The sequence below is a fragment of the Frigoribacterium sp. ME-P-080 genome, from assembly GCF_030209595.1.
In the GTDB taxonomy this organism is placed as follows: Bacteria; Actinomycetota; Actinomycetes; order Actinomycetales; family Microbacteriaceae; genus Frigoribacterium.
Map to the genome: position 1 here is coordinate 180,480 of NZ_JARVRR010000007.1, position 14,582 is coordinate 195,061.

8 protein-coding genes are annotated in these 14,582 nt (G+C 72.7%); 5 read left to right on the top strand and 3 right to left on the bottom strand.

Features of this window, described 5'->3' with window-relative positions; all coding sequences use genetic code 11:
* The first annotated feature begins 87 nt into the window (after window positions 1–87).
* The 5 genes from QRN23_RS12830 (at window position 88) to QRN23_RS12850 (ending at window position 7,093) form a co-directional block, all read left to right on the top strand.
* Window positions 88–1,650 carry a pyridoxal phosphate-dependent decarboxylase family protein gene (locus tag QRN23_RS12830; RefSeq protein ID WP_285063735.1) on the top strand — a complete coding sequence of 521 codons (1,563 nt, stop codon included), beginning with the start codon at window positions 88–90 and terminating at the stop codon, window positions 1,648–1,650.
* Window positions 1,647–3,104, top strand: coding sequence for a lysine N(6)-hydroxylase/L-ornithine N(5)-oxygenase family protein (locus QRN23_RS12835; RefSeq protein ID WP_285063736.1), 1,458 nt, complete (start codon window positions 1,647–1,649; stop codon window positions 3,102–3,104). Before QRN23_RS12830 ends, QRN23_RS12835 begins: the two co-directional genes overlap by 4 nt.
* Entirely contained in the window at window positions 3,101–5,533 is a 2,433-nt protein-coding gene (locus tag QRN23_RS12840; RefSeq protein WP_285063737.1) for a GNAT family N-acetyltransferase, read from the top strand. Before QRN23_RS12835 ends, QRN23_RS12840 begins: the two co-directional genes overlap by 4 nt.
* 376 nt (window positions 5,534–5,909) lie before the next feature.
* Window positions 5,910–6,410 (top strand): MarR family winged helix-turn-helix transcriptional regulator, encoded by a 501-nt coding sequence (locus tag QRN23_RS12845; RefSeq protein ID WP_123572037.1) that lies wholly within the window; start codon window positions 5,910–5,912, stop codon window positions 6,408–6,410.
* Window positions 6,411–6,586: 176 nt separating this feature from the next.
* On the top strand, window positions 6,587–7,093 hold the full coding sequence (locus QRN23_RS12850; protein WP_285063738.1) for a mycothiol transferase: 507 nt from the start codon (window positions 6,587–6,589) through the stop codon (window positions 7,091–7,093).
* Window positions 7,094–7,319: 226 nt separating this feature from the next.
* Here QRN23_RS12850 and QRN23_RS12855 read toward each other — a convergent pair whose 3' ends face one another.
* The 3 genes from QRN23_RS12855 to yczR form a co-directional block, all read right to left on the bottom strand.
* On the bottom strand, window positions 7,320–9,467 hold the full coding sequence (locus QRN23_RS12855) for a DEAD/DEAH box helicase (protein ID WP_285063739.1): 2,148 nt from the start codon (window positions 9,465–9,467) through the stop codon (window positions 7,320–7,322).
* A 280-nt stretch (window positions 9,468–9,747) separates the two neighbouring features.
* Window positions 9,748–12,930, bottom strand: coding sequence for an efflux RND transporter permease subunit (locus QRN23_RS12860; protein ID WP_285063740.1), 3,183 nt, complete (start codon window positions 12,928–12,930; stop codon window positions 9,748–9,750).
* Between the two features lie 163 nt (window positions 12,931–13,093).
* Complete coding sequence (gene yczR, locus QRN23_RS12865; RefSeq protein ID WP_285063741.1) at window positions 13,094–14,533, bottom strand: MocR-like transcription factor YczR; 1,440 nt, start codon at window positions 14,531–14,533, stop codon at window positions 13,094–13,096.
* Window positions 14,534–14,582: the final 49 nt, after the last annotated feature.

A 14,582-nucleotide genomic window follows, 5' to 3' on the forward strand; every position in this document is an offset into this window, starting at 1 on the left:
ACGCCGACGTCGAGCCACCCGCACGACCCGCACGACCCGCGAGTCCGCGCCACGCCCCACCGCTCCACCACGATCCGAAGGAGACCCGTGTCCGAACGCCACGCGTCCGCACTGCTCACCACCGCTACCGCCGACGAGTACGAGCGCCTCACCGGCGCCGCCGTCGCCCGCGTCGCCGACCGCTTCCGCACGACACGCCAACCCTTCTCGGGCGAGAGCCGTGCGCACCTGCAGCACCTCGTCGACGCCGTCGACCTCGACGCCCCGGGCACCGGCACCGACGACGCCCTGCGCGAGGTCGACGAGCTCTTCACCGCGAACGCGGTCTGGTTCCACGACCCCGCCTACCAGTCGCACCTCAACTGCCCGGTCGCTCTGCCCGCGGTCGCCGCCGAGGCCGTGCTGGCCGCCGTCAACCCGTCGGTGGACACCTACGACCAGTCGGCCGTCGGCACCCTGATCGAGCGTCGCCTCGTCGACTGGACCGCCGAGCGCATCGGCTTCGACCCGGCCACCCGTGACGGGATCTTCACCTCGGGCGGCACGCAGTCGAACCTGCACGCCCTGCTGCTCGCCCGCGAGCACGCCACGGCCCGCGCCCGCGCCGACGCCGAGGACGAGGAGGCGCGGCTGCGGAACACGGCCGCCCCCGGTCACCGTCTCGTCCCGCGCGCCACGGCGCTGCACGACCTGCTCGGCCGCATGGTCGTGGTCGCCACCGCCGAGAGCCACTTCAGCGTGCAGAAGTCGGCCCGGCTGCTCGGCCTCGGCGAGGACGCCGTCGTGACCGTCCCCACCGACGACGCCGGTCGGATGCGACCCGAGGCCCTCGCGGTCACCCTGGACGCCCTCGTGCAGGCCGGACACCTGCCGGTCGCCGTCGTCGCGACCGCCGGCACGACCGACCGCGGCTGCCTCGACCCGCTCGCCGCCGTCGCCGAGGTCTGCGACCGCACGGGCGTGTGGCTGCACGTCGACGCGGCGTACGGCGGCGGCCTGCTCGTGTCGCCGACGCGTCGGCACCTGCTCGACGGCATCGAGCACGCCCGGTCGGTCACGGTCGACTTCCACAAGACGTTCTTCCAGCCGGTGTCGTCGAGCGCCCTCATCGTGCGCGACGGGCACGACCTCGACCCGGTCGCCTGGCACGCCGACTACCTCAACCCGCTCACCGACCCCGAACCGAACCAGGTCTCGAAATCGCTCCAGACCACCCGACGGTTCGACGCGCTCAAGCTCTGGGCGACGCTCCGCGCCCTCGGCGCCGACGGCGTCGGCGAGCTGGTCGACCGGGTGATCGACCTCGCGACCGGCGCCCACGACCTGCTGCGGGGCGACGACGAGTTCGTGCTGCTCGCCGAGACCCAGCTCAGCACGGCGCTGTTCCGCTGGCAGCCGTCCGGCGTCGACGACGCCACCGCCGACCGGCTCGTCCCCCTCGTCCGACGCGTGCTCTTCGAGTCCGGCAGGGCGATCGTCGCGAAGACCGTGGTCGACGGGCGTCCCTGCCTCAAGCTGACGCTGCTCAACCCGGACGCGGGTCTCGACGACGTGAGAGGCGTGCTCGAGCTGGTCCGCGCCTCCTCGTGGGCCCTGCTCGAGAGCGACGCCCCCGCCCTCGTCTCCGCCGGGACGGAGGTCGCCCGATGACCGCCGCCACCACGGCGGCCGCAGCCGCCGCCACCCCGCGCGACGCCCCCCGCGACGCCCCGCGCCTCCACGACCTGGTCGGCATCGGCCTCGGCCCGTTCAACCTCGGCCTGGCCGCCCTGACCGACCCGCTCGACGACGTCGACGCGGTGTTCCTCGACGAGAACGACGGCTTCGCCTGGCACCCCGGCATGATGATCGAGGGCGCCACGATCCAGGTGCCGTTCCTGGCCGACCTCGTGACGATGGCCGACCCGACCTCGCGCTTCGGGTTCCTGAACTGGCTGAAGGCGACCGGGCGGCTCTACCCGTTCTACATCCGCGAGGAGTTCTCCCCGCTCCGCGCGGAGTACGACGCCTACTGCCGCTGGGTCGCCGGCCAGCTCGACACCCTGCGGTGGGGGCGACGCGTCACGAGCGTCGACGAGCAGCCCGACGGGACGTACGTCGTGACCTCGCGACGTGTTGCCGACCAGGCCGTCGAGACCTGGCACGCCCGACACGTCGTGCTGGGGGTGGGCACCGAGCCGCGCCTCCCCGAGCCGCTGCAGCACCTCGCCGACCGGGGCGACACCCACGGCCGGGTCGACGCCCACGGCCGGGTCGTGCACAGCGCCGACTACCTGACGGCCCGCGACCGCCTGCGCGCCGCCGACTCGGTGACGATCGTCGGCAGCGGACAGTCGGCCGCCGAGATCTACCGCGATCTGCTCGACACGACCCGCGTCGGCGACCGACCGGGGCACCGGCTCGACTGGGTCACCCGTTCGCCGCGGTTCTTCCCGATGGAGTACACGAAGCTCACGCTCGAGCTCACGAGCCCGGAGTACACCGACCACTTCCACTCGCTGCCGCGCGAGACCCGCGACCGCCTCGGCCGCGAGCAGCGCAGCCTCTACAAGGGCATCAGCGGCGACCTCGTCGACGACGTGTACGACACGCTCTACCGGCTGAGCGTCGACGGGCCGGTCGACTCGACCCTGCTGACCGAGACCGAGCTGGTCGACGCCCGGTGGGTCGACGCCGACGAGCAGCTCGAGATCACGGTCCGGCACGCGCAGCTCGGCACGACGACCACCCGCCGCACGGACGCGCTCGTCGTCGCGACGGGCTATGCCGCACGACTGCCGTCGTTCCTCGACGCCCTCGGCGACCGCGTCGACCGGGACGACCTCGGCCGCCTCGCCGTGGCCCGGGACTACTCGATCGACGGGGGCCGGGGACGGCTGTTCGTCCAGAACGCCGAGGAGCACACCCACGGCCTCACCGCCCCCGACCTCGGCTTCGGCGCCTGGCGCAACTCGAGCATCATCGCCTCGATCACCGGCCGCGAGGCCTACCCGATCGAGCGCCGCATCGCCTTCCAGACCTTCGGCCGGCCCGACGGGCCGACACCGACAGCGACACCGACACCGACACCGACACCGACCGAGGAGGCGCGGGTCACCCGATGAGCACCACCCACGACACCGAGGCGCTAGCGCCCGAAGCCTCCCCCGCGGCACCCGCAGCGCCCGCGGCATCCGCAGCGCCGTCCCGCACCGACGAGGGGGCGACGGGCGTGGCGTTCTCGCGCCGCGCCTCCTGCGGGCTCGTCACGATCGAGCCGTTCGCCGCGGACCCCTACGCCGTCTGCCTCCGCCGGTGGTTGGCGCACCCGGCATCGGCCGCCTGGCAGATGGCGGGCCTCAGCACCGACGAGGTGCGCGCCTACCTGGCCGCGATCGACGCCGACCCGCACCAGCAGGCCTGGCTCGGGCGGGTCGACGGCGAGCCGACGTTCTTCGTCGAGACCTACGACCCGGCCGAGGTGCTGCTGACCGAGGTGCACGACGCCGAGCCCGGAGACGTGGGCATGCACCTGCTCGTCGCTCCCCCGCGCGGGCAGCGGGTGCACGGCCTGACCAGCGCCGTCATGGCGAGCGTCGTCGACTTCGTCTTCGAGATCGAGCGGGCGAGGCGCATCGTCGTCGAGCCCGACGTGACCAACGACCGCATCGCGGCGAAGAACGACGAGGTGGGGTTCCGGGCACTCGGCGACGTCGAGCTGCCCGACAAGACGGCGCGGCTCTCGGTCCTGACGCGACACGACCGGGCGGCGGCGCACCTCGCGCCCGGCCCCGTGGACTGGGCTCATCGGCACCTGGTGACCAAGGCGCTGAGCGAGTTCGCCCATGAGCGGCTGATCGCCCCGGTGGCCGACGACGACGCCGCGACCGCCCCCGCAGTCGATGACGACGCCGCGACGGACGGCACCTGGCGGGTCGCCCTCGACCACGACGGCCACCGGATCGACTACCGGTTCACGGCCCGCCGGCTGGCCCTCGAGCACTGGGCGATCGACGACACGACGGTCACCCGCACGATCGACGACCGCCCCGAGCCCCTCGACGCCCTCGCGTTGGTCGTCGAGCTGGACGACCTGCTCGGCATCCCCGAGTCGCTGCTCGCCACCTACCTCGAGGAGGTCTCGTCGACCCTGGCGAGCGCCGCCTACAAACGTCACCGGGGCGGCCCGACCGCCGAGCGGTTGACCACCGCGGACTTCCAGACGGTCGAGGCGGCGATGACCGAGGGGCACCCGGGCTTCGTCGCGAACGCCGGGCGCATCGGCCTCGGACTCGACGAGTTCCACGCCTTCTCCCCCGAGGCCGCGGCTCCCGTCCGGCTGGTCTGGTTGGCGGCGCGTCGGTCGGTGACGCACCTCGCACTCGGGGCAGGACTCGACGAGAGGACGCTGTGGCAGGCCGAGCTGGGCCCCTCGACCGTCGCCCGGTTCGACGCGACCCTCGCCGCGAAGGGCCTCGACCCGGCGGGGTTCCACTACCTGCCGGTGCACCCGTGGCAGTGGCAGCACCGCGTCTCGATCTCGTTCGCCCCCGACGTCGCCCGGCGTGACCTCGTGCTGCTCGGCGAGGGCGACGACACGTACCAGGCGCAGCAGTCGATCCGCACCTTCGCGAACCGCAGCCGGCCCGACCGGCACTACGTCAAGACGGCGCTGGCGATCCAGAACATGGGCTTCGTCCGCGGTCTCTCGCCGGCCTACATGAGGCCGACGCCCGCGATCAACGACTGGGTGCACGACCTCGTGCACACCGACGCGACCCTGCAGGAGGCGCGGTTCCGGGTCCTGAGGGAGCGCGCCTCCGTCGGCTACACCGGTGACGCCTACCACCGGACGACGACGTCGTCGCCGCACCGGAAGATGATCGCCGCGCTCTGGCGCGAGAGCCCGGTGCCGCTGGTCGGCCCGGGTGAGCGGCTCGCCACGATGGCGGCACTGCTGCACCGCGACGGTGCCGGCGACGCACTCGCCTCGGCCCTCGTGAAGGCCTCGGGGCTGTCGGCCGAGGACTGGCTGCGGTCGTACCTGCACGCCTACCTCCGACCGGTGGTGCACTGCCTGCGGGCGCACGACCTGGCGTTCATGCCGCACGGCGAGAACGTCATCCTCGTGCTCGAGGGGTGCGTGCCGACGGCCGCGTTCATGAAGGACATCGGCGAGGAGATCGTCGTCGTCGCCCCGCGCGAGGTCCCCGAGGCGGTGCGGCGGACCGTGCACCCGGTCGACGACCGCGAGAAGGCGTTGGCGGTGTTCACGGACGTGTTCGACGGGGTGTTCCGACACCTGGCCGCCATCCTCGACGGCGACGGCGTGCTGCCTGCGGCCCGGTTCTGGGCGCTCGTGGCCGAGTGCGTCGACCGGCACGCCGACGAGCACCCCGACCTGCCGGGGTCGGTCGACCTGCGGGCGGCGCGCTTCGACCACTCCTGCCTCAACCGGCTGCAGCTGCGCGACACGCGCCAGATGGTCGACCTCGCGGCGCAGTCGTCGTCGCTGATCTTCGCCGGGACGCTGGCGAACCCGATCGCGAGGTAGGGGCGGCGCCCCGGGGCGGGGGCGGTCGGGCCGCCTCCGCCCTTGGGAGGTGGCGGTCGATTCACGGTCGACCACCACCCGATCCGCGCAGGGCCACGGGCCGTGCGGGCCGCCGCCGATCACAGGGGGAGAACCATCGGCGGCGGGTCGAGCTGCTCGAGCGACGATACCGCCGTCGAGTTGCTTGGGTTTGAAGATACTCGCCCGACAAGGGGAAGGCAACGACCGAGCGCTGGGCATTCGCTGCACGGGGCGGGTGATTCGAAGCTCGAACAACTCACTCGGCGAGGTATCGTGGCCTCCGTGGCGTCCGTCGCCGCGCCTCCTCGTCTTCGCTCCGTCCTCGCGTCGCCGTCCCGCCAGCAGAGAGCCCACCATGTCCGACGTCTCCCCCCAGCCGCCCGCCGGCTCCCCTCCGCCCCTCGACGACGAGGGCCAGTTCGACGTGACCCTCGTGCTCTCGGCGTACGCGTCGCTGCAGCGACAGGGCGAGCGCGTGCAGAAGGTCGTCGCCGACCACTTCGGCATGGGCACCACCGACCTCCGCTGCCTGACCTTCATCGCCACCGACCACGACACGACCCCGAAGCGCGCCGCCGAGTTCCTCGAGCTGTCGACCGGGGCGACGACCAGCCTGGTCGACCGGCTCGAGAGCGGCGGGTACATCTCGCGCCAGCCGCACCCCTCCGACCGGCGGAGCGTGCTGCTCGAACTGGCCCCGGCCGGGCGCGAGGCGATCGACCAGATCCACGACTTCTACCGCAGGGCGTTCCGCGACGCGGTCGACCCGAACCACCTCGACTTCCTCGCGGCGGCGATGCGCGCGATCGGCGACTCGTTGACGCGCGCGGCGGCCGGCGACGACGCCGTCGGCTGAGCGGCCCCCGCCGCCACCGCCGCCACCGCCACCGCCACCGCCACCGCCGGGTCGAACCACCGATGTGGCGTCGAACCACCCACTCCGGTGGTTCGACGCCACATCGGTGGTTCGGTGCCGTCGGGATGGTCCGCGCGACCTGCACGGGCGCGCGCGGCCGGTCGTAGGGTGGGTCGATGACCCCCTCGGACGTCCTCGTCGAAGCCTTCTCGCGCCTCCCCGCCATCGCTGTGCGGGCAGTCGCCGACCTCTCGGTCGACGACCTCGCCTGGCGCCCCGACGACGAGGCGAACACGATCGCCTGGCTCGTCTGGCACACCGCGCGGGGGCAGGACGTCCAGATCGCCGACCTCGCCGCCTCGGAACAGGTCTGGACGGCCGACGGCTGGGCCGAGTCGTTCGCGCTGCCGTTCTCGTCCGCCGAGATGGGCTACGGCATGTCCCCGGCCGACGTGGCTGCGGTGCGGGTCGACGCCGAGCTGTTGATCGGCTACCTCGAGGCCGTGACGCTGCGGACGCGCGGCTACCTCGACGACCTCGACGGCGCCTCGTACGACGACGTGGTCGACGAGGCCTGGGACCCTCCGGTCACGGCCGGCACCCGTCTCGTCAGCATCCTCAACGACTGCGTGCAGCACCTCGGCCAGGCCTCCTACGTGCGCGGCCTGCTCGACCGCCGCTAGCCCCGCCGGCTGCCGGCCGCCCGCCGCACCGAGACCCCGGACGTCGCCGAAACCCCACCTCGCGCGCGGGTATCTCGGCGACCCCCTGGGGTCTCGCGGGAGAAGGAAGCGCGCCCGCACGACGAAGAACCCCGTTCCGAAAGATGCACCCACGCGATGCGGGGTCCGTCGTCCGGAACGGGGTCCGTGAGCAGGAGGCGCGGTGTGCGCCCCCGGGGGAGGCTCGCTACGCCTGCACTCCCGCGAGCTCGTCGATCAGACGGTCGCCGGAGCGGGCCTCGATCATCTCGGCGTCGATCTCGGCGCGGTCGAGCAGCTCTTCCATGCGACGGCGGCGCTGACGCGTGATGAGCGTGACGACGGTGCCCTCCTTGCCCGCGCGGCCGGTGCGGCCCGAGCGGTGCATGTAGGTCTTGTACTCGTCGGGCATGTCGGCCTGGACGACGAGCTCGATGTCGTCGACGTGGATGCCGCGGGCGGCGACGTCGGTCGCGACGAGCACGTTGACCTTGCCGCTCGTGAGCAGCTGGAGGTTGCGCGTGCGGCGGGCCTGGTTCAGGTCGCCGTGCAGGCTCGTCGAGCGGATGCCGGCGTCCTCGAGCTGGTCGGCGAGCTGCTCGGCGAAGGCGCGGGTGCGGGCGAAGACCAGGGTCTTGCCGCCGCCCGAGGCGAGCTGCTCGATGACCGCGGTCTTGTCGCGCTGCTCGATCAGGAGCACGCGGTGGTCGATCGTGGCGCTGGCCTGGTCCTCGCCGGCGACCTCGTGGACGGCCGGGTCGACCAGGAACTCGTCGACGAGCTTCGCCACGCCCTTGTCGAGCGTCGCGCTGAAGAGCAGCTTCTGGGCGCGGGCGCCGTCGGGGCGGACCGTCGCGGTCTCGCGGATGATGCGCTGCACCGGCTCGAGGAACCCGAGGTCGCACATGTGGTCGGCCTCGTCGAGCACGGTCACGACGACCTCGCTCAGGTCGAGACGACCCTGGTCGATGAGGTCCTCGATGCGGCCGGGGGTGCCGATCACGATGTCGACGCCGCGGTTGAGGGCACCGACCTGGCGCTGCTGGGGCACGCCGCCGTAGACCTGCGTGGTGAACAGGCCGACCGAGCGGGCGATGGGCTGCACGGTGCGGTCGATCTGCATGGCGAGCTCACGGGTCGGGGCGAGGATCAGGGCGCGGGGCTTGCGGCCCATCTTGCGGTTCTTCGCGCCGTTGTTCTCCATCAGCTTCTCGACCAGGGGGGCGCCGAAGGCGATCGTCTTGCCCGAACCCGTGCGGCCACGGCCGAGCACGTCACGACCGGCGAGCACGTCGGGGATCGTCGCGGCCTGGATCGCGAACGGAGCCGCGGCACCCATCGAGGCCAGCTGACGCTCGATGTTGTCGCCGAGGCCCAGGTCGCCGAAGCTCACGCCCTCGACGTCGGCCGCGGTGACGACCTCGGCCTTGAGCTTCTCGAGCTTGACGTCGTCCTCGGGCGAGTAGTGAGTCGCCGCGTCGCGCTTGGGGTAGAAGTCGCTCGAGCGGTCGCCGACGCGTGCCGGGCGGTCGGGGCGGTCGGTGCGGTCAAAGCTGCGGGGCGCGCGGTCGTCGCGAGCCGGGCGGTCGCTGCGGTCGAAGCTGCGGGCCGGGCGGGCGTCGCGGTCGACACCACCGGAGGCGCGGCCACCGCGCTCGGGACGGTCACCGTACGGACGCTGGGCGCGGTCGTCACGCGCCGGGCGGTCGCTGCGGTCGAACGAACGAGGGGCGCGGTCGTCGCGCGCCGGGCGGTCGTTCCGGTCGTACGAACGAGGGGCACGGTCGTCGCGAGCCGGGCGATCGTTCCGGTCGAACGAACGAGGGGCACGATCGTCGCGGGCCGGGCGGTCGCTGCGGTCGTAGCTGCGAGCGCCACGGTCGTCGCGGGGAGCGCGATCGTCGCGTGCGGGGCGGTCCGAGCGGTCCCACGAGCGGGGTCCGCGGTCGGAGCCCCGGGCGGCGTCGCGGCCACCGTCGCGGCCGTAGCCGCGGGCGGCCTCGCGACCACCGTCACGGCCGAAGCGGGGAGCGGCGTCGCGGCCACGCTCGCCGTTGCGGCTGTCGAAGTCGCGGTTGCCGAAGCGGTTGCCGCCGGCCGGCTTCTCGCGGGGCTCCCAGTTGGGGCGGCGGTCGTCGGAGCGGGCCGCGCCGGGGGCACGGTTGCCGCCACCGTCACGGGTGCCGAACTCGCGGCGTCCGCGGTCGGCGCGCTCGCTGGCGTCCCAGCGCTTCTTGGGGGCAGGGGCCCCGGCCTCGTCGGCGCGGTGGCCGCGGTGCTTGGGGCTCTTCGAGCCGGCCTTGGGGGCACCACCGGTGCGGTCGGTGCGCGGGCGGGAGTTGTCGTAAGGAGACATGGAGGAGTTCTTTCCGGGCTTGTCAGAGATGACGCGAAGAAATACCCGGGCAGCCATTGACCAGGACCGTTCACAATCGTGAATTCATCCCGTCGTGACTCGACGGGAATCCGGCCCACAAGACTTACAAACCCTCGTGCTGTTCAAAGCTGTGCATGATCGGCACCTCCAGGTGCCGATGTGCTCGCGCCACAGGCGCGGTGTCTTGAGCCGACCCACCTACGATACCCGAGCCTCCCCCGAACCGGAAGCCCCGCCTCCTCGGGCACGCCGACCGAGGTCACCCCCGGGCGGCAGCCGTCTCGGCACCCTCGGCACGCTCGGCACCCGCGGCGCCCTCGCCCGACTCCGCCGCCCGTCGGTCGGCCCGGCGTTCGCCGATGCGCTCGAACAGGTAGTAGATGACGGGCAGCACCACGAGCGTCAGCAGGGTGGACGACACGAGCCCGCCGATCACGACGATGGCGAGCGGCTGCGAGATGAAGCCGCCGTGCCCGGTCACGCCGAGCGCCATCGGGGTGAGCGCGAAGATCGTGGCCGCCGCCGTCATGAGGATCGGCCGCAACCGCCGCGACGCTCCCTCGAGCAGCGCCTCGCGCACGCGCAGACCCTTCTCGCGGTACTGGTTCACGAGGTCGATCAGCACGATGGCGTTGGTCACCACGATGCCGACGAGCATGAGCACGCCGATCAACGACGCCACCCCGAGCGGCACCCCCGAGGCGAGCTGCAGCAGGATCGCCCCGGTCGCCGCGAACGGGATCGACACGAGCAGCAGCAACGGCTGGATCAGGCTGCGGAACGTCGCCACCATGACGATGTAGACGATCAGGATGGCGATCAGCACGGCGAGACCGAGCTGCGAGAAGGCGTTGGCCTGGTCGGCCGTCGCCCCGCCGATGGTCGCGTCGGTCCCGTCGGGCAGGTCGACGGCGGCCACGGCGTCGGACACCTCGGTGCCGGCGGCCGAGAGGTCGTCGCTCGACGGCGTGATCGTCACGGTCGCCGAACGCACCGCGTCGGTCGTCGTGACGGAGGTCGGCCCGGTCGTCTGCTCGACCGTGGCGATGGAGTCGAGGCGCACGGGCCCGGTCGGGCTCGGCAGCTCGAGGGCCTTCAGCTCGTCGATGGTCGCCGGCGGCGTCGGGTCGACCGTGTAGACGTCGACCGAGCTGTCGTCGATCTCGAGCAACCCCACCCGGAAGGGCTGGATGGCCTGCGACACGATGCCCCCCACGGCGACCTCGCTGTAGCCGAGGGCCGCGGCCGCGACGCGGTCGACCTGCACGCCGATGACCGGCTGGGCCGCCTGCAGGTTGGAGCTGGCCTCGGCGGTGCCGGGAAGCCCCTGCACCTTCTTCAGCACGGCGTCCGTCGCGGTCTGCAGGCTGTCGGGGTCGGGTGCCGTGACGTCGACGGTGATGTCGTTGCTCGTGCCGAAGCCGCTCGACGCCGAGACCTCGATCTCGCCCGCGTCCGTGACGTCGTCCAGCCGGGACCGGACGTCGGCCTGCAGGGCGTCCTGGTCGGCGCTCTCGTCGGTGGTGATCGAGTAGGTGACGGTGCTGTCGCCCGATCCTCCGAGGAAGCTCGCGATCGACGTCCCGCTCGAGCCGATGGTCAGCTGCACCGTCTCGATGCCGTCGACGCCCTCGAGCACCTGCTCGACCCGGTCGGCGGCGTCGGACTGCGTCTGCAGGCTCGACGCGGGCGGCAGGGTCTGCGTGACGCTGAACGTGTTCTGCCCGCTCGCCCCGAGGAAGTTCGTCTTCATGAAGGGGATGACGGCGCCCGTGCCCACGAGGATGAGCAACGCCACGAGGATCGTCACGACCGGACGCTGCAGGGTGCCCCGCAGCACCGGGACGTACGCGCGACGCAGGCGGTCGAGCGGTCGGGTGTCGGACGGGTCGGAGGCGCGGGTCGTCAACGACTCGACCGTCGCCCCCTCGACGGCGGCGGCCTCGCCCCCCGGCGCGTGCTTGTGGGCCTTCGGTGCCCGGAGGAACCAGTACGCCAGCACGGGCACGATCGTCAGCGCGACGAAGAGCGACGCGACGAGCGCGATGGTGACCGTCAGGGCGAACGGCCGGAACAGCTCGCCGGTGATGTTGCCGACGAAGGCCAGCGGCAGGAAGACCACGACGGTCGTGACCGTGGACGCGGTGATGGCACCCGCCACCTCGCGGACGCCGACCTTGATCGCCTCGAGCCGGTCGACGCCCGCGGTGAGGTGCCGCTTGATGTTCTCGATGACGACGATCGAGTCGTCGACCACGCGGCCGATGGCGATCGTCAGCGCACCCAGGGTCAGGATGTTCAGGGTGTAGTCCGCCGCCTGCAGCCCGATGAACGTGATGAGCACGCTCGTCGGGATGCTGATGGCGGTGACGATGGTCGACCGGATCGACAGCAGGAAGACCAGGATGACGATCACGGCGAACACGAGGCCGAGCAGCCCCTCTTCGGCGAGCGCGTCGATCGACTGCTGGATGAACGGCGCCTGGTCGAACACCACCGACAGCTCCACGCCGTCACCCAGGTCGGAGGCGAGGCCCGGGATGGCGTCGCGCACGGTCTGCGACACGTCGACGGTGTTGGCGTCGAGGGTCTTGGTGATGGCGACCGTGAGGGCGTCCTGCCCGTCGACGCGGCTGATCGAGGTGACGGGTGCGCCGGTCAGCTGCACGTCGGCGACGTCGCCGATCGTCGTGGCCGAGGTGCCGCCGAGGAGCGGCAGGGCACGGATCTCGTCGACGCTCGTGAGTCTCTGACCCGCCTGGATGGACAGCGTCTTGCCGTCCTGCGTGAGGGTGCCGCCGGGGATCAGCGTGCCGTTGGCGTCGAGGGCGTCCTGGAAGGCGGCCGTGGTCAGCCCCGCGGCGGCGAGCGCCGTCTGGTCGGGCGAGATGGTGACGCGTTGGCCGGCGTCGCCGTAGATCGAGGCCTCGCGGACGCCGTCGAGCTTCTGCAGGTCGGGCACCGTGACGGTGGTCAGCCGGTCGACGAGGGCCTGCGAGTCGGCCGAGTCGTAGCCGGTGACGGCGATCTGGATGACGGGCAGGTCGTCGAGGCTGCCCGTGACCACCTGGGTGTCGACGGAGTCGGGCAGCGAGAGCCGGTTGATCGCCGACTGGATCTTCTGCTCGGCCGAGTCGAGGTCGGTGCCGTAGGTGAACTCGGCCGAGACCGTGCTCTGCGAGGTGCTCGAGGTCGCCGAGGTGCCCTCGAGCCCGGGGATGATCTGGACGGCCTGTTCGATCGGGGTCGAGACGTCCTCGTTGACGACCTCGGGCGTGGCCCCCGGGTACGAGCTGACGATCGCGATCTGCGGGAACTGCACGTTGGGCGCGAGCTCTTGCTTGAGCGAGGTGAGGGCGATGCCGCCGAAGACGGCGACGACGATGGTGACGAGGGCGATCAGCGCGCGGTTGCGCAGGCTGAAGACGGACAGCAGGTGCACGGTGCTCCGGTGGTGAGAGGGAGAGCGGAGGAGGCGCGGTGAACGACGTGCACCGCACCTCCATTGTCACCAGCCTCTCTGGGAACTGGCGGCGGTTCCTTTCACGCTGTGCAGATCGCTGCCCGGTCGCCGTGACGGGGACGAGCCGACCGCAGGACCCGGCTCAGACGACCTCGGCCAGCAGGGGCGAGGTCGGCGCCTGCACCCCGTCGACCCCGTCCCACGCCGCGCGCAGGGCGGCGAGCGCCCGGTCGGTGTCGCTGTCGGCGTACGAGAACGGCACGCGGAGGAACCGCTCGAACGCCCCGTCGATGCCGAACACCGGGCCGGCCGCGAGCAGCAGGCCCTCCCGGCGGGCCGCGAGGGTGAGCTGCGAACTGACCGGCGCCCCGAGCCCCACCCAGGTGGTGAGACCGCCCGCCGGCGACGGCACCTGCCACGACGGGAACGCCTCCCTCAGGCCGTGGACGACGCGGTCGCGACCTCGTCTCAGGTGGCCGGCCCGCGCCTCCAGCACGCGGTCGAAGTCGCCGAGCAGCTCGGCGACCACGAGCTGCTCGAGCACGGGGGTGCCCAGGTCGCCCGCCGAGCGGGCGCGCACGAGCCGCTCGACGAGCGGGCGCTCGGCACGGATCCAGCCGATGCGCAGCCCACCCCAGAGCGACTTGCCGACCGAGCCGATCGTGACCGCGCGTCCGTACGCGGCCATCGGCGAGGGGGCGTCCCGACGGTCGTCGATCGCCATCTCGGCCATGGTCTCGTCGGCGATCACCACGGTGCCCTCGGCGGCCGCCGCCTCGAGCACGCGCACCCGCTGGTCGGCGGGCATCGTCGCGCCCGTGGGGTTGTGGAAGTCGGGCATCAGGTAGGCCACCGGCGGGCTGGTGCGCCGCAGGGTCTGCATCAGCGCCGCTTCGTCCCAGCCGTCGGCGACGGTGACGCTGACCGGCACCAGGCGGGCGCCGGCGCCGCGGAGGGCCTCGAAGGCGTGCGGGTAGCCGGGTGCCTCGACGACGGCCCGGTCGCCGCGCGAGACCAGCACGCGGGCGAGCAGCGCGATCGCGTGCTGCGCCCCGAGGGTCACGACGATCTGGTCGGCACTCGTCTCGAGCCCCCGCCGTCGGTACCGTTCGGCGATCGCCTCGCGCAGCACCGGTCGCCCGACCGGGTCGTAGCCCGGGTCGTCCAGGTACGCTCCGAGCCGCCCCGCCGCCCGCTGCGCCGCCTCGGCGATGCCGTCGACCGCGGGCAGCGCCGCCTTCGTCAGGTCGAGCAGCCCCTCGGTCGTCGTCGGACGCGGCACCGACGCGCGGGCCGGCAGCCGGACGACGCTGCCGCTGCCCCGCACGCTGTCGACGTGCCCCGTGTCGCGGAGGGCGGCGTAGGCCGCGGCCACGGTCGTGCGACTGACCCCGAGGTGCGCGCAGAGGTCGCGTTCGGACGGCAGGCGGGTGCCGACCGGCAGCCGGCCGTCGAGCACGAGCAGACGGATGCGGTCGGCGAGCGCCAGGTAGCCGGGAACCGAGGAGGCGCGCCACGAGTCGAGCAGGACGCCGAGCGCCCGCGACGAGACCGTGGTGGCACCGTGGTCGAGGTTGGTCACGCGGCCACCCTAGGCGGATTGGACCCTTGCCACCAGGCCAGTCGAGCGA

Excerpts from the sequence above, each read along its gene's own strand:
- QRN23_RS12835 (WP_285063736.1), top strand. The coding sequence starts at position 1,647 with ATGACCGCCGCCACCACGGCGGCCGCAGCCGCCGCCACCCCGCGCGAC.
- QRN23_RS12840 (WP_285063737.1), top strand. The coding sequence starts at position 3,101 with ATGAGCACCACCCACGACACCGAGGCGCTAGCGCCCGAAGCCTCCCCC.
- QRN23_RS12845 (WP_123572037.1), top strand. The coding sequence starts at position 5,910 with ATGTCCGACGTCTCCCCCCAGCCGCCCGCCGGCTCCCCTCCGCCCCTC.
- QRN23_RS12850 (WP_285063738.1), top strand. The coding sequence starts at position 6,587 with ATGACCCCCTCGGACGTCCTCGTCGAAGCCTTCTCGCGCCTCCCCGCC.
- QRN23_RS12855 (WP_285063739.1), bottom strand. The coding sequence starts at position 9,467 with ATGTCTCCTTACGACAACTCCCGCCCGCGCACCGACCGCACCGGTGGT.